The sequence below is a fragment of the Psychrobacter sp. LFX-11D genome (assembly GCF_904846475.1).
Classification (GTDB): domain Bacteria; phylum Pseudomonadota; class Gammaproteobacteria; order Pseudomonadales; family Moraxellaceae; genus Psychrobacter; species Psychrobacter cryohalolentis.
The window spans coordinates 63,203-78,472 of the sequence record NZ_CAJHAV010000003.1 but is presented as its reverse complement, the minus strand read 5'-3'; the positions used below and the strand labels follow the sequence as shown (position 1 = coordinate 78,472).

General features: G+C 44.1%; 14 protein-coding genes. 4 read left to right on the top strand and 10 right to left on the bottom strand.

Annotated features, from left to right (window positions below):
* Positions 1 to 3 precede the first annotated feature (3 nt).
* The 3 genes from hutH to hutU all read right to left on the bottom strand — a co-directional run bounded on the left by hutH (position 4) and on the right by hutU (position 4,804).
* Entirely contained in the window at positions 4 to 1,566 is a 1,563-nt protein-coding gene (gene hutH, locus JMX75_RS03290) for a histidine ammonia-lyase (protein ID WP_201530989.1), read from the bottom strand.
* A gap of 90 nt (positions 1,567 to 1,656) precedes the next feature.
* Positions 1,657 to 3,039 carry a YjiH family protein gene (locus tag JMX75_RS03285; RefSeq protein WP_201530987.1) on the bottom strand — a complete coding sequence of 461 codons (1,383 nt, stop codon included), beginning with the start codon at positions 3,037 to 3,039 and terminating at the stop codon, positions 1,657 to 1,659.
* A 46-nt stretch (positions 3,040 to 3,085) separates the two neighbouring features.
* Positions 3,086 to 4,804, bottom strand: coding sequence for a urocanate hydratase (hutU, locus tag JMX75_RS03280; protein WP_020444102.1), 1,719 nt, complete (start codon positions 4,802 to 4,804; stop codon positions 3,086 to 3,088).
* Positions 4,805 to 5,073: 269 nt separating this feature from the next.
* Here hutU and JMX75_RS03275 point away from each other — a divergent pair, with 269 nt between their 5' ends.
* The 4 genes from JMX75_RS03275 to JMX75_RS03260 all read left to right on the top strand — a co-directional run bounded on the left by JMX75_RS03275 (position 5,074) and on the right by JMX75_RS03260 (position 8,543).
* Positions 5,074 to 5,838: a UTRA domain-containing protein gene (locus JMX75_RS03275; protein ID WP_201530985.1), complete on the top strand. Its 765-nt coding sequence runs from the start codon at positions 5,074 to 5,076 to the stop codon at positions 5,836 to 5,838.
* A gap of 314 nt (positions 5,839 to 6,152) precedes the next feature.
* Positions 6,153 to 6,989 (top strand): transporter substrate-binding domain-containing protein, encoded by an 837-nt coding sequence (locus tag JMX75_RS03270; protein WP_201530983.1) that lies wholly within the window; start codon positions 6,153 to 6,155, stop codon positions 6,987 to 6,989.
* 53 nt (positions 6,990 to 7,042) lie between these two features.
* Positions 7,043 to 7,726, top strand: coding sequence for an amino acid ABC transporter permease (locus JMX75_RS03265; protein ID WP_181209871.1), 684 nt, complete (start codon positions 7,043 to 7,045; stop codon positions 7,724 to 7,726).
* A gap of 73 nt (positions 7,727 to 7,799) precedes the next feature.
* Positions 7,800 to 8,543, top strand: a complete 744-nt coding sequence (locus JMX75_RS03260) for an amino acid ABC transporter ATP-binding protein (RefSeq protein WP_011514246.1) — start codon at positions 7,800 to 7,802, stop codon at positions 8,541 to 8,543.
* A gap of 103 nt (positions 8,544 to 8,646) precedes the next feature.
* Here JMX75_RS03260 and JMX75_RS03255 read toward each other — a convergent pair whose 3' ends face one another.
* From JMX75_RS03255 to puuE, 7 genes are all read right to left on the bottom strand, one after another.
* Positions 8,647 to 9,600, bottom strand: coding sequence for a DMT family transporter (locus JMX75_RS03255; RefSeq protein WP_201530981.1), 954 nt, complete (start codon positions 9,598 to 9,600; stop codon positions 8,647 to 8,649).
* Positions 9,601 to 9,871: 271 nt separating this feature from the next.
* Entirely contained in the window at positions 9,872 to 10,519 is a 648-nt protein-coding gene (locus tag JMX75_RS03250) for an anthranilate synthase component II (protein WP_201530980.1), read from the bottom strand.
* A 32-nt stretch (positions 10,520 to 10,551) separates the two neighbouring features.
* Positions 10,552 to 11,970 (bottom strand): anthranilate synthase component I family protein, encoded by a 1,419-nt coding sequence (locus JMX75_RS03245; protein WP_201530978.1) that lies wholly within the window; start codon positions 11,968 to 11,970, stop codon positions 10,552 to 10,554.
* Between the two features lie 61 nt (positions 11,971 to 12,031).
* Positions 12,032 to 12,307 carry a Trp family transcriptional regulator gene (locus JMX75_RS03240; RefSeq protein ID WP_011514242.1) on the bottom strand — a complete coding sequence of 92 codons (276 nt, stop codon included), beginning with the start codon at positions 12,305 to 12,307 and terminating at the stop codon, positions 12,032 to 12,034.
* 256 nt (positions 12,308 to 12,563) lie between these two features.
* Entirely contained in the window at positions 12,564 to 13,400 is an 837-nt protein-coding gene (locus tag JMX75_RS03235) for a bifunctional allantoicase/(S)-ureidoglycine aminohydrolase (RefSeq protein ID WP_149409246.1), read from the bottom strand.
* 114 nt (positions 13,401 to 13,514) lie between these two features.
* Positions 13,515 to 14,057, bottom strand: a complete 543-nt coding sequence (locus JMX75_RS03230; protein WP_201530976.1) for an ureidoglycolate lyase — start codon at positions 14,055 to 14,057, stop codon at positions 13,515 to 13,517.
* Between the two features lie 224 nt (positions 14,058 to 14,281).
* Positions 14,282 to 15,262: an allantoinase PuuE gene (gene puuE, locus JMX75_RS03225; RefSeq protein ID WP_201530974.1), complete on the bottom strand. Its 981-nt coding sequence runs from the start codon at positions 15,260 to 15,262 to the stop codon at positions 14,282 to 14,284.
* Positions 15,263 to 15,270: the final 8 nt, after the last annotated feature.

The window sequence follows — 15,270 nt, the reverse complement described above, 5'->3', positions numbered from 1 at the left end:
TATTTATTTAGACTCGTACCAGTCGCTGCGTAGTGACTGCCAATGTTCGGCAAGCGTACCGTCTAATACTAACTGCTTGGCCGCTTCGATATCAGGGGCTAGATAGCGATCTTTATCATAGAAAGTCACTTGTTCACGTAGTTTCTGATGCGCCACAGTCAAAGGCTCTGAGGTCTCTAACCCACGATGGAAGTCGATACCTTGACCAGCAGCCAAGAGCTCAATACCGATAATGGTGGCGGTATTTTGCGCCATCTCATATAAGCGACGGGCGCAATAAGTTGCCATCGACACATGGTCTTCTTGATTGGCAGAAGTTGGAATACTATCGACACTACCTGGATGGGCGATAGATTTATTCTCTGATGCCAGAGCCGCTGCCGTCACATGAGCAATCATAAAGCCTGAGTTGACCCCAGCATTATCAACTAAGAATGGCGGCAAACCACCTGATAAAGTAGCATCGATTAGCAAAGCGATACGGCGCTCAGACATAGAACCAATCTCAGCAATTGCCAATGCTAAAATATCAGCAGCAAAAGCCACTGGCTCAGCATGGAAGTTACCTCCAGAGATGGCAACTGGACCGTCTTCATTGTTAAAGATCAGTGGATTGTCCGTGACGGCATTTGATTCAATCAATAGCGTCTTGCCTGCTTGATTGATGATATCAAGGCAAGCACCCATCACTTGTGGCTGGCAACGCAAGCAGTAAGGATCTTGTACTCTGTCGTCTTGCTCGCCATCGTGTGAGGCGCGAATGGCACTGCCTTTAATGAGCTGACGGTGTGCTTTGGCGATTTCGATTTGACCATGATGACCACGTACTGCGTGAATACGCGCGTCAAATGGCGCATCTGAGCCTTTAGCCGCATCGATAGACAGTGAGCCGACGATGGTTGCCGTCTCAAGCAAATCACGTGCTAAGAAATAACCACGCAATGCCAGTGCGGTGGATACTTGAGTGCCATTAATCAGGGCAAGACCTTCTTTTGCCGCAAGGGTGATTGGCTCAAGACCATGCTGTGCTAGTGCATCAGCGGCCAGTACTTTTTTACCATCAACATAAACATGACCTTCGCCCATCATCGCCAGTGTCATATGCGATAAAGGCGCGAGGTCTCCTGAAGCACCTACTGAGCCTTTGGCAGGGATGTTTGGGGTAATTTGGTTATTAATTAAGCCCAGTAAGCTGTCGACCACGGCGCGGCGGACGCCAGAAACACCTTGTGCCAAGCTGGTCACCTTCATCACCATAATCAGTCGAACCACGTTGGCTGGTAATGCTTCACCAGTACCCACCGAGTGAGACACGATAAGATTGCGCTGTAGTAATTCTAATTGATCATCGCTGATACGGGTTTTTGCCAACAGACCAAAACCGGTATTGATACCATAAGCGCTTTTATCACGGCGGATGATCGTTTGTACATCTTCGTGTGAGGCGTCTATTGCCTCATAAGCGCTATCAGGTAAGGTCAATATGACGGGCTGTTCATAGATATCGCGTAGTATCTCAAAGCTAAGCTGACGTGGCTGTAGTGTTAATTTTTTAATAGCAGTCATGATGGTAATCCTAGTGTTAAATGTTATTAGCTGTATTTATAATATGGTGAGGTATTGATGTTGTGCCTGTATTAATAGGTGCAATCTATCCTAACTTATCCAGCCGAAAGACATTGCCAAATGTCCAAAAGCTGCTGCCAGTAAGATACTAAGTGCTACACGCTGGAACCAAACGATGACCATTTTCCCAACAGAGATAGGAATCTCAGTTGCTAGTACACAAGGAATCATGGCAGAAAAAAATAGCACACTGCTAATAGAGATGACGCCTGCGACATAACGGGTCAACATATCCGCATCACTGAGCAATAATGCGGGCAAGAACATCTCAGCCAATCCTGCAGACATACCTTTGGCAGCCACGAGCGGCTCTGGCAAACCGCCCAACCAGGTAAAGGGGTAAAGCAGTAAACCTAAAGCGTCAAATACTGGCGTGTACTTGGCCAATAATAAACCAGTGAGTCCAACGGCGATAATAGAGGGCACAATAGCGGCTGCCATTGTCAAACCATCACGAAAATTAGTCCATAGAATTTGTTTAAAATCTGATGCACGGCGTGACGTGGACAAACCTAGCTCATATGCCGCTTTTAGACGCGTGCCTCTTTTGTAGTCTAAATTTGGACGCTCAACCTCATTATCAAACTGACTAATTGGTGGAATACGGGCAGTGATAGCGGTGACGATAAAGGTAATCACTAGCGTTGACCAAAAAAACAGATTCCAAAATTCCATCAATCCCAGTGTTTTGGCAACAATTACCATAAACGCGGCTGATACAGTTGAAAAGCCGGTCGCAATGATAATGGCTTCACGCGCAGAATATTGCTTTTGCAGATACACACGATTGGTAATTAACAGCCCAATCGAATAACTGCCAACAAAAGAAGCAACTGCATCAATCGCTGATGCACCTGGCGTTTTCCAAATAGGTTTCATAATCGGCTGCATCAGCACGCCAACCATCTCAAGCAAACCAAAACCCACTAAAAACGCCAGAATCAAAGCCCCAAGCGGCACAATCATACCAACGGGTAGCGCCAGTTTTTCAAATAAAAACGGCAGCATATCCTTTTCCATCATAAAGGCTGGAGCGTTACCAGTGATATACATCACAGCTAATACCAGTCCCAGTACTTTAAAGACAGTTAGGATTTTATGGGTGATGTTTTTACGCCATGAACCATCAATAAACGGTTTACTTACCCCAAATATCATCAGCATAAATAACAAAGTTACAGATAAAGTATGTTGCTGATTGACCAGATAAGTTGCGCCATGGTCGAACAAAATCGTGCTTTTTTCACCAATGGTAAATGGCACAAAAAACATCACCAAACCGATCATACTAAAGACAATCAGTTGCAGTAAGGCAATGGGTTTTGACAGTAATGTCTCTGGCGTTGTCGTATCGGGCACGGTGTTAGCGACCTGCTCAGTTTTCTCTAATTGTAGGGTATCTTGCTTGGTCATATTATCTTCCTTGATAAAATCATGTGATCTATGTGTCTATGGAGAACTACTTAATCATAGGAAGATTTAGACCGTAATCCTTAGCAGTTTTAATCGCCAACTCATAGCCCGCATCGGCATGACGCATAACGCCAGAACCACAATCGTTGACCAGTACTCGCGCTAAACGCTTAGCTGCGGCATCAGTACCGTCAGCGACGATAACCATGCCAGAGTGCTGCGAGTAGCCCATACCAACACCGCCGCCATGATGTAATGATACCCAAGTAGCACCGCCTGCGACATTGAGCATACCGTTTAATAGTGCCCAATCCGATACCGCATCTGAGCCATCTTTCATGCTTTCTGTTTCACGGTTTGGACTGGCAACAGAACCGGTGTCCAGATGGTCACGACCGATGACGATAGGGCCTTTAAGCTCGCCGTTTTTGACCATCTCATTGAAGGCAAGACCTGCTTTATCACGCTCACCAAGACCTAACCAGCAGATACGTGCTGGCAGACCTTGGAACTGAATGCGCTCTTTTGCCATGTCTAACCAGCGATGGATATGTTGGTTTTCAGGGAATAGCTCTTTGATTTTTTGATCGGTCTTATAGATATCTTCTGGATCACCTGATAATGCAACCCAGCGGAAGGGACCTTTGCCTTGGCAAAACAGCGGACGAATATACGCAGGGACAAAACCTGGGAAATTAAAGGCATTTTTTACGCCTTCATCAAACGCCACCTGACGAATGTTATTACCATAATCAGTCGTTGGGATGTCCATTGCCTGCAAGTCTAGCATCGCCTGTACATGTACGGCACAAGACTGAGCAGCGGCTTTGGTTAGATCAGCATGTTGCTCTGGGTTTTCTTGAGCGGCTTTCCATTCTTCAACCGTCCAGCCACTTGGTAGATAGCCATTAATCAAATCATGGGCGGAGGTTTGATCAGTAACCAAATCAGGTTTGATTTCGCCTGCATTGGCACGCTTTACCATCTCAGGCAAGATGTCTGCTGCATTACCAAGTAACGCGATAGAAACGGCTTCACCAGCTGCAGTATGTTGCTTAATGAGCTCATAGGCATGGTCAAGATTGTCAGCTTGTTTATCGACGTAGCCCGTACGCAAACGGAAATCAATACTAGATTGTTGGCATTCGATATTTAGAGAAGTTGCGCCAGCAAAGGTCGCCGCTAGTGGCTGCGCGCCGCCCATACCACCAAGACCAGCAGTCAAAATCCAGCGACCTGCCCAGCTACCGTCGTAATGCTGACGACCAGCTTCGACAAAGGTTTCATAAGTGCCTTGAACTATGCCTTGAGTGCCGATATAAATCCAGCTGCCCGCAGTCATTTGACCGTACATAAACAAGTCTTTACGATCGAGCTCGTTGAAATGCTCCCATGTTGCCCAGCGCGGGACAAGGTTGGAGTTGGCAATCAATACGCGCGGCGCATTTTCATGGGTTTGAAAAACGCCAACTGGTTTGCCAGATTGCACCAATAAGGTTTCATCATCTTCTAATTCTTTGAGTGACTCTAAAATTTGATCATAGCTTTCCCAATTACGGGCAGCGCGTCCAATACCGCCATAGACGACCAAGCTTTTTGGATTTTCAGCCACATCAGGATGCAGGTTATTTTGTAACATACGATAAGGGGCTTCGGTCAGCCAACTCTTGCAGTGTAGGGTACTGCCAGTTGGCGCCGCGATATTGCGACTCTCGTCACGGCGAGTATATTCAGGGGTTTTGTTCAATCCATTATCAGTAGTCATGATCCTATCCTTGTGATATCTGTTGAGGCAATATGGCAATCAAAGTGAGTCTTGTACGGTCAGTTTGCTAAATTTACTAATACTGCCGTAAAGTTGTATATACAAATTATCAGGAATCATTTTTTCATGCAAGTTTTTTTTCTTTATTGCAGCATTATTTTTGTGAGTGATTAGACAAACATGCAGCTGCCATATGGTTTTGCTAAGGTTTGTATGATTATCTCGTGTTACTATGGCGCTATTCTTATTGGTAAAACTAACGGTTAAAAATGGATACGATAAAGGCGATTCCGGCATATCAACGCATTAAAAATGCGATATTGGACAATATTCATTCAGGTAAATGGCAGGCGGGCAATGCGATTTCTACCGAAATGGCGTTGGCAGAAGAGTTTGGTGTCTCTCGTATGACGGTCAACCGTGCTTTAAAGGAATTGAGCGAAGAGCGAGTATTGGAGCGCCGGCAAGGGTCGGGGACGTTTGTTGCGCAGCAGCAGTTTAATCATACATTTGTAGAAGTTCGTAATATCGCTCAAGATTTAAAGTCTGCCAATCGTGATTATCAAGCAAAAGTTGTCAGTAAGCGCGGCATTACTGCTGCTATGCTAAACGATGAGCTACGGCGTAAATTTGGTCTTGAGAAGGTGGTTGAAACTTCTGAATCGAAAGAAGGTAAAAGTATTGATAGCGAAGTCGCTGTTTTATATGAGGTTAAGATCATCCATTTTGCAGATGGTCAGCCGATACAGTTTGAAGAGCGTTGGGTAGATGCTCTAAAGGTTCCAGAGTTTATCGAGCAAGATTTTAGCGTGGTCAATACCAGTGATTATCTTATTGCAAAAAGCCCACTGGAGCGTGGTAGCTATACTATTCGAGCACTAGCCGCACCCGATGAGATTGCAGCGTTACTACAGATTACCGCGCAGTCGCCTACATTGGTACTTTGTCGTCAAACTTACTCAGCGGGTCAAGTATTGACTTTTGTCAAAATGTGGCATGCAGGTGAGCGGTACCAGTTTTCAGGTGAACTATAACAACCTTACGCATATTCACTATTTTTGTACGTTTATTCTTTCTAAATTGCGTTAATATACACGTGAGCAGGTGTTTAATGGGCAGATTTAGAATAAGTATTTGTCATAAAATGCCTCAAATTTTCAAGAATAAAATAAAACCAGCATTGAAAAATATGCTGTGTATCCTCAAATTGAGCAGTCACAGTCAAATAATACCAAGCAGATATTTATGATGATATCTGCTTGTTCTTCAGTACGATTTTATTGGCAGGACATATTTTGCTTTATTTGACTCAGTCACTTTTATTTACTCACTATGATAAGGACGTCTTATGAAACGTCGCACGCTTTTAGCCCTTGCCGCAAGTACCGTATTGCTTGCCGCTTGTGGTCAATCACCTACCAATGATGCTGAAACCAAGGCAACTGATACCGCTGCGAGCAGCGGTTCTGATTTGCTACAGCGTATCAATAACGGCGGCACTATCAACGTCGGTACCGAAGGCACTTATCCTCCATTCACTTATCATGATGAGAGTGGCAAACTGACCGGCTATGATGTCGAAGTGACGCGTGCCGTTGCTGACAAACTTGGCGTTAAAGTTGAGTTTCAAGAAACTCAATGGGATGCAATGCTCGCAGGTTTGGACGCCAAGCGTTTTGATATGGTTGCCAACCAAGTCAGCTTGACCACGCCTGAGCGTTTAGCAAAATATGATAAAGCGCAAGCGTATAGCTGGTCGGGCGCAGTGGTTTTAGCGCCAAAAGATGATAACCGTTATAGCTCGTGGGAGGCTTTAAAAGGTCTGCGTAGCGCTCAGTCATTGACCAGCAACTATGGTGAGCTTGCAGAGCGTTATCAAGCTGAAGTCATCCCTGTTGATGGTATGGCTCAAGCGATCCAGCTGGTTAAACAAGATCGCGCTGACTTCACCATGAATGACAATCTTGCCATTTTGGATTATCTAAAAAAATTCCCAGATGCGGCGCTTGAGATTAAATTGACGGCCCCTGTCAGTGAGCAAACCGGTTCGGGCTTGGTATTGATAAAAGGTGATGATGAAGTATTGGCAAAATTAGACGAAGCCATGGCAGCATTGGCCGCTGATGGAACGCTCACCAAACTGAGCCAAGAATTCTTTGGTGCTGATATAAGTCAACAAAAATAATGCTAGCTTCTATAACGTCAGTGTTAGCAGATTTATTGGCATTATTGCCATTTATGAGTCCTGATCGGGCGCAGATTGTTATCTCGTCTTTTTGGCCGATGCTTAAAGGCGGTATCTATTATTCGATACCGCTGGCATTGATATCGTTTGCGATCGGTATGGCAATTGCGCTGACCGTGGCACTGATTCGTATCGTGCCGCGTGCTGGTTGGGTTCATGAGATTGTCTATAGACTTGCTCGCATCTATGTGTCTGCCATTCGCGGCACGCCGATGCTGGTACAGCTATTTATTATCTTTTATGGGTTACCGAGTGTTGGGGTCAAGCTTGATCCTTTTCCGTCAGCGATCATCGCTTTTTCGCTAAATATTGGTGCTTATGCGTCAGAGACGGTGCGCGCTTCCATTTTGTCTATTCCAAAGGGACAGTGGGAAGCCGGTTCAACTGTCGGCTTGACGTATTTGCAGACCTTTCGCCATGTTATTTTGCCGCAGGCACTACGCGTATCTGTACCGCCGCTATCTAATACCTTTATCAGTCTGGTAAAAGATACTTCGCTAGCATCGCTCGTATTGGTGACTGAGCTGTTTAAACAAGCGCAGATTATCACCGCGCGTAACTATGAGTTTATGTTGGTCTATATCGAAGCGGCCGTTATCTATTGGGGTATTTGTCTGTTTTTGACCTTTATCCAAGGTAGGCTTGAAACGCGTCTTGATCGTTATGTTGCCAAATAATATCGCTATCAACCCATGATATATTTCTCGCCCCTTTAACCCATGTGTTTTTTAATTTGCAAGTGGACGTCTTATGATTCAAGTCACCAATATTCATAAAGCCTTTGGGAGCAATCAAGTGCTTAAAGGTATCGACTTGACCATCGAAAAGGGCAAAGTGGTGGTCATATTAGGACCATCAGGTTCTGGTAAGACGACGTTTTTGCGGTGTTTGAATGCGCTTGAAATTCCAGATCAAGGTATCATCGCTTTTGATGATGGCAGCCTGACGGTTGATTTTGCCACTAAACCTAAGAAAAAAACCTTACTGGCACTACAACGTAAGTCAGGTATGGTGTTTCAGTCTTATAACTTGTTTCCACATAAGACAGCCATCGAAAACTTAATGCTTGGACCTACGGTGGTACAAGGGCAAAGTAAAGCGCAAGCACGTGAGCAGGCATTAGCATTACTCGATAAAGTGGGTTTGTCTGATAAGGCAGATCTCTATCCGTTTCAGCTATCGGGTGGTCAGCAGCAGCGTATTGGTATTGCTCGTGCATTGGCAATTGAGCCGTCTTTACTACTATTCGATGAGCCAACGTCTGCGCTTGATCCTGAGCTAGTACAAGATGTGCTTGAAACCATGAAACAGCTGGCATCAGAAGGTTGGACGATGGTTGTTGTTACTCATGAAATAAATTTTGCCCGCGATGTCGCTGATCATGTGGTTTTGATTGAAGATGGTAAGATTGTCGAAGAGGGCAGTGCTAAGCAGTTATTCGAGGACTCCAAGCATCCGCGTACGCAAGCGTTTTTACAGCGTATTGAACAGTAATAAGCTTGAAAGATGCTAAATAAAAGTCCCAACTATGATGTCATGGTTGGGACTTTTTTTGTTTGATAAAAATGGCTGTAAAGCTATTTAAAATGATTAAAGGCTATCGATAAATCTTTTGCCGTCTTTTTAGCCAACGTGGTACACGAGTAGTAGTACCATTTAGCACAGCGTTAAATAAAGCTGCTAGCAGAATGAGTATGACGCCGACATATTGAATCCAAGATAATGATTGATGCAGTAATAGCGTTGCCAAAGCAATCGCGGTTAGAGGCTCAAAGATAGTAAACACTGATGCACGGGTGGCAGGTAGCTTCTCTAATGCCTTCATATAAAGTGCAAAGGGTACGACGGTTCCAATCAAAGACAATCCTAATGCATAGCCCCAAGTAGATAAGGGTAAGGTTAGTAATTGTCCATAAGTTTTATAGGTTTCAGGTAGTAGTAGCAGTATGCCAGCACTGATGATAATAGAGGTAAAAAATACTAAAGGAGCAGGGTGCGCGTCATGCATAGCGCGCTTACCCAATACCCCGTATAGGGAATAACATATGCCTGATAATAAACCTAATGCTATACCCCAGTTGACTTGCGCCTGCTCACCTAACATCGTCAAGCCGACACCAAATACTGCCATGAGTGCCAGTAGGGCTGACTGCCGAGTAATGGATTCATTAAGCAAGAATGCTGAAAATAATAAGCTAAAAACGGGCGCAGTATATAGCAAGGCGACTGCAGGGCCAGCACCGACATAGATAACGGCAAAAAAATAGCAAACCGACATACCGAGTACACCAATCAACGACTGTAGTGCCAGTCCGAGCCACTGTTTTGGACGCAACTTTATTAGCTGTGGCCATAGTTTTGGTAGCATAACAAGGATAATAAGAGCGGCGGTCACGATACGTAAAATGGTCGTTTGCCAGCCACTAAAGCCATTTTGGTTGAGATAGGTTGAGAATATCCCTAAAGTACCCCAGCAGACAGCGGCTGTAATGATTTGAATGGTGCCTATCCATGACTGCCGTGCTGACATTGCGCTATCGGTATGTGCCATATCGCTCTCTATTTTTATTTGTTACCAAGTTCAAAGAATAAGCGGTCCAAGCCTTCTGGCTGATTACTTAATAATATGCTGAAATAACAAAAGACAACCTGATTAAAGGCTGCCTTTTGTTTGTTTTTTCAGTCTATCATTAAAGCGTTAATTAAGTACTAACACAAGTCAGTTAGACATAAAATGCAATTTATTTGAGTTAGGTGCAGGCTTCACTTCAGCTTATTACCCTTTAGCGTCATATCCTCCAAACCAGCTTAAGCATCGTGATTTACACCTGAAGTAAAAAATTCGTCAATAAACGCTTGGCACCTTCGGTCGCAAATGACTCTGGGTGAAACTGCACGCCTTGAATCGGATAGTCTTTGTGCTGCACACCCATTATCTCATCACCAGCCAGCGCCGATTCAGTCAACTCTAAATCGTTATGTTCATCATTGGCGACGACTGCGGTGACAGTCAAACAATCCGGTAGTGTGTCTGCTTGTACCATCAATGAATGATAGCGCATGATTTCTAACTCCTGCGGCAAATCATTATAAATGCCCGCACCATCATGACGAATGGCTGAAACCTTGCCATGCATCGGTACACTGGCGCGTATCACATCACCGCCAAATACATGAGCAATGCCCTGCATGCCTAAGCAAACGCCTAATAGTGGCGTCGTTTTGCCCATCACTTCAATCACTTCGGCACAAATGCCAAAATAGGCAGGATCATCAGGTGACCCAGGACCGGGTGAGATAATAATACGGTCAAGACTCATCGCTTGTACGTCTGCTAAGGTGATTTCATTATTACGCTTGACGATGACATTTGCTTGTTTATCACTGTCCATCGTCTGCAAAATCTCACCGATATACTGGTAAAGGTTAAAAGTAAATGAGTCGTAATTATCGATAATTAAAACATTCATGGGTAGCCAACTCTTTGATAAATTATATGTGGTTATGGGTTCATAAAGCTGTCTAGTACCACTTTCATAGCAGAAAGCTTACGCTGGATTTCTAGATATTCATCAGCAGGATTGGAATCGTACACATTGCCGCCACAAGTCTGTGCATAGGCCGATTCACCATTGATAAATAAGCTGCGAATAGGAATAGCAAAAATACAATCACCGTTAAAGTTAAAGGATCCTAATGCGCCGCCATAAGCACCACGACCATCTGGTTCAAGCTCGTTGATGACTTTTATCGCTTCAACTTTTGGTGCGCCTGACAATGTGCCGGCAGGGAAGTTGCTGGCAAGTGCGCTAAACATATCCTCATCGGGATGCAGAATACCGACGATTTCAGAGGAGATATGCTGTACGTGTGAGAAGCGTTTGATATCCATCAAATTACGCACTTTTACCGTACCAAATTGTGCGACGCGTCCGATATCATTGCGATGCAAATCGACCAGCATATTGTGCTCAGCAATCTCTTTGGCATCATTCAGTAGGGCACGCGCAAGTTTGCGGTCTTCGGCAACATCAACACCGCGCTTGGCTGTACCTGCGAGCGGATAGGTCTCCATCTCGCCCTGACGCAAGCGAAATAGCAATTCAGGTGAGGCACCGATGATGCATTGCTGAGCAAATTTCATAAAATACATATGGGGTGATGGATTGACTGCCCGTAGCTTTTCATAAATTGGCATCTTATCGCCCGCAATACGATATTTGGATTTAAAGCCGACTTCACATTGAAAAATACGCCCAGAGATGATGTCTTCTTTGACTTGCATGACGACTTTAGCGTGCTCTTCTTGACTCATACCATCACCTAAGAACTCTACGGTGGGCGGTTTATAGCTTGGGATAGGTACATCAACTAAGGCTTTGATTTGCTCGATGCGATTGTCTTGCTGAGCGGTTGGGTAGTAAAAATAGAATATCTCACCGGTCATTTTATCGAGCGTCAAGCCATCTAGATAGACACCAAATTTGAAAGGTTCAAAATCATCGCTTGGCTTGGCATTGAGACTTGGCTCAAAGAAATTGACACAGTCGTAGCCTAGATAGCCGACAAGACCGCCACTTTGCTCACGAGCAATAACGTGCTGCGGAGTAATAGTACGTAGAAGCTGATAAGGATTGTCAGTCTGATAATTTTTGGTTTCAGCGGTTTTATTATCGGTAATGGCAAGGGTAGTGCGGTCGATAGCAGCAATGGTCATCACCGGATCAAAACCAATTGCATGGTGACGTGACATATGGCTGTCTTCGCCTAAGGATTCGAGCAAATAACAAGTATCGAAAACCCGTTCAATGCGTTTAAATAACGCGAAAAAATCAATATCTTGCGTCAGCTTTATCCGCTGCGGCTTGCTTGGAATATCAATAGTAGCAGGCTGGTCATATTGTAGTGTAGGAGAGGTCATAATGAGGTCCAAAGTAATTCAAATAGGTCTTATAAAATAAATTCAGCTAACATTCTTGGCGTTAATTGTCTTGTCTGTGGGTGGCTAGCAGTGCGCTTACATCGTGAATTTGCATGGCTTTGGCGCCGCGAGAGACCGTTGCGATGCCAACGCCCAACTGTTCGGAGATGTCACGCTGGGTGATGCCACGCTCGAGCAAATCAAAAATACAGATACGATTGGCAATCTCGTGTTGCTCTTTAGTCGTTAGTAGCGCTGTTAATAGCTCATCGATATCATTACTGTCATTGCAATGGGCTAAATGCGTCAACAAGCTACGATAAGGGTCAGTGCTCATAATATTTAATCTTAATAAAAAAGAGGTAAGTGGCTATCTTGTTTCAGTATTCTAGTACAGTAGTACATAAAAAACAAGTAAAGTGATTAATGTTTTAGCATTGCTTGATTAAAGCGCTGTTTAAAAATATTAACTTCAGCATAAAAATAAAAAGCCAGCTAATCGTAATGAGCTGGCTTTACTATTAAAAATTTTGCTGGTGTTCTAAAGAACAATGAATGATAGATTCGAATGAACGACTATGCCTTTATATTGCTTATTTTACTGGACGAATAAACGGCATATGTCTATTTACATCTTTATATAGTAAGTATCTAAATGGACCCGGTCCGCCAGCGTAACAAGATTGTGGGCAGAATGCGCGTAACCACATAAAGTCACCTGCTTCAACTTCTACCCATTCACCGTTTAAGTGATAGACGGCTTTACCTTCTAATACATACAAACCATGTTCCATAACATGCGTTTCATCAAATGGAATCACGCCACCTGGTTGAAACGTCACGATATTTACATGCATGTCGTGACGCATATCAGACTGCTCGGTAAATCGAGTGGTTGTCCATACGCCATCAGTACCCGGCATCTCAATAGCTTCAACATCGTGATCGCTAGTTACAAACGCTTCAGGCACATCAATACCTTCACAATGTTGATAAGCTTTACGTATCCAATGGAATTTAACGTGCTTATCGCTATTGTTTTTCAGCGTCCATTTGCAGCCAGGTGGTAAAAATGCATAACCACCGGCTTCAAGATGATGCGACACGCCTTCAATAGTCATATCCATTTCACCTTCAACGATGAATACGACACCTTCGGCATTTGCATCTAGCTCAGGCTTTTCTGAGCCGCCATTAGGCGCAACTTCGACGATATATTGTGAGAAGGTTTCAGAGAAACCTGACAGTGGACGGGCAAGTACCCACATCCGCATGCCTGTCCAAAAAGGTAAATAACTAATCACGATGTCGGTTAGTACACGTTTAGGAATAATCGCATAAGCTTCGGTGAAGATAGCGCGATCGGATAGTAATTGTGTTTGTGGAGGCAATCCGCCAGTTGGTGCGTAATAAGTACTTTTTGTTGTCATGGTTCGTGTTCCTTAGGGGTTTAGTGCCGCGATAAATTTGTGTCTGAACCTTTGATTTTTTATGCGATTAATGCTCTGACATTAGCACAATTCTTCGTCAGTTGACGATAGCCATTAGGCCTGATCTTTAGCTTGCTCAGCAGAGATATCAATGCAAACTTCCCAATCATCAATCTCGAATTCATGGCAGTTGTTACCATCACCATTAATACGATCAATAACTAAAAAGTCACAATCCGCTTTTAGTGCCAGTAGCGGATGATGCCAAACACTGGCGTCATACTGTACACCTTGATGTGAACGGGCATAAAACACCTCTAAATCATCAGCTGATTTTGGTGGCTCGCCAGCTTTTGCCACTACAACTATATAGTCTGTGCCATTCATAGAAAAGAAGGCTTGCGTACCAAATGGATGGTATTCCATAACCGATAACGTAATAGGGCAGTCACGTCTTTTGGTACGGAAAATACTAAAACCGACTTCTCCGCCATCATGAGTGACTTTTGAGATGGCATTATGGCGACAGGCAAAGCCACGATTGATATCCCAGCTGTTTTCAGGACATTTTTCTTGATCATCATAAGGCTCAATAACTGAGCCATAAGGCACAAAAGCAGCTTTAGTTAAAGGTTTAGCAATGATTGTGGTTTTCATAAGTTCACCTTTAGATTAATTAGCAATATTATTTATTTGTTCTAGCAACTTATTAAGTGATAGATCTATTTGAGATAAGAAAATACCGGACATAAGATATCGTTTTTAAGCAATTACAGCACTCAGGTATCAACTACCTTGAGCGTATCATCCGTTAGCTTACGTGGTTGCTACTACGTACGTGCTTATTAATATGATTATACGTCTTATGATTGTTGTTACGGCTACATCCAGTTGGCGGTGTTATCAGCCGTGGCTGGATGATTTTCATACCAGTGCTTGGCGATTTCATCGCGGCGGCAGATCCAAACGTCGGGTTTACTGGTGATATATTGTAAAAACTGTTTAAGCGCTTTAATGCGACCAGCACGACCAATGATGCGGCAATGCAAACCAATGGTTAGCATCTTGGGAGTGTCTTGACCTTCTTCATATAGAGTGTCAAAGCTGTCTTTTAAGTATTGATAAAAAGGTTCAGCATTGGTGAACCCAGGACTTGAAGAAAAACGCATGTCATTGGTCTCAAGCGTATAAGGAATGACCAGATGCGGTTTGCGAGCAATTTTGTTGCCTTCTTCTACTTTAACGTTGAGCCAGTACGGCAGCTCATCAGCATAAGAGTCAGAGTCATAAATGTAGCCGCCTTGTTCTGCGACCAGCTCGCGAGTATTTGGGCTATCGCGACCGGTATACCAGCCAAGAGGCTGATTGCCGACCATACGCTCAAATATTTCAGTGGCGCGGCGTACATGTTCACGCTCGGTCTCGCGGTACATATATTGATAGGTGATCCAGCGCAGTCCGTGACTGGCAATCTCATGACCATCTTCTAGAATGCGCTCAACAATATGCGGTGTTTTTTCGGCAGCGGCTGCACAAGTAAAGGTAGTAATAGGTAAACCATATTCTTTAAAAGTATCTAGTACGCGCCAAACACCCACTCGGCTACCATATTCAAAGGCGGATTCAATCGACTGATGGCGGTTGTTAAATTCTGGCGTACCTAAAACATCTGATAAAAAACGTTCTGACTGACCATCACCATGCAAGACACTGTTCTCTGCGCCTTCTTCGATATTTAGCACAAACTGTACGGCAATCTTAGCGCCGCCCGGCCAATTGGCTTTGGGTGGATGGTCGCCATAGCCTTTTAAATCGCGTAGATAAGCGGCTTGATCAAAGTCGCTGGTTATCTTTTTTTTCATGGTGTTTT

Coding starts and splice junctions, on each gene's coding strand:
- hutH (WP_201530989.1), bottom strand. CDS start 1,566: ATGACTGCTATTAAAAAATTAACACTACAGCCACGTCAGCTTAGCTTT.
- JMX75_RS03285 (WP_201530987.1), bottom strand. CDS start 3,039: ATGACCAAGCAAGATACCCTACAATTAGAGAAAACTGAGCAGGTCGCT.
- hutU (WP_020444102.1), bottom strand. CDS start 4,804: ATGACTACTGATAATGGATTGAACAAAACCCCTGAATATACTCGCCGT.
- JMX75_RS03275 (WP_201530985.1), top strand. CDS start 5,074: ATGGATACGATAAAGGCGATTCCGGCATATCAACGCATTAAAAATGCG.
- JMX75_RS03270 (WP_201530983.1), top strand. CDS start 6,153: ATGAAACGTCGCACGCTTTTAGCCCTTGCCGCAAGTACCGTATTGCTT.
- JMX75_RS03265 (WP_181209871.1), top strand. CDS start 7,043: ATGAGTCCTGATCGGGCGCAGATTGTTATCTCGTCTTTTTGGCCGATG.
- JMX75_RS03260 (WP_011514246.1), top strand. CDS start 7,800: ATGATTCAAGTCACCAATATTCATAAAGCCTTTGGGAGCAATCAAGTG.
- JMX75_RS03255 (WP_201530981.1), bottom strand. CDS start 9,600: ATGGCACATACCGATAGCGCAATGTCAGCACGGCAGTCATGGATAGGC.
- JMX75_RS03250 (WP_201530980.1), bottom strand. CDS start 10,519: ATGAATGTTTTAATTATCGATAATTACGACTCATTTACTTTTAACCTT.
- JMX75_RS03245 (WP_201530978.1), bottom strand. CDS start 11,970: ATGACCTCTCCTACACTACAATATGACCAGCCTGCTACTATTGATATT.
- JMX75_RS03240 (WP_011514242.1), bottom strand. CDS start 12,307: ATGAGCACTGACCCTTATCGTAGCTTGTTGACGCATTTAGCCCATTGC.
- JMX75_RS03235 (WP_149409246.1), bottom strand. CDS start 13,400: ATGACAACAAAAAGTACTTATTACGCACCAACTGGCGGATTGCCTCCA.
- JMX75_RS03230 (WP_201530976.1), bottom strand. CDS start 14,057: ATGAAAACCACAATCATTGCTAAACCTTTAACTAAAGCTGCTTTTGTG.
- puuE (WP_201530974.1), bottom strand. CDS start 15,262: ATGAAAAAAAAGATAACCAGCGACTTTGATCAAGCCGCTTATCTACGC.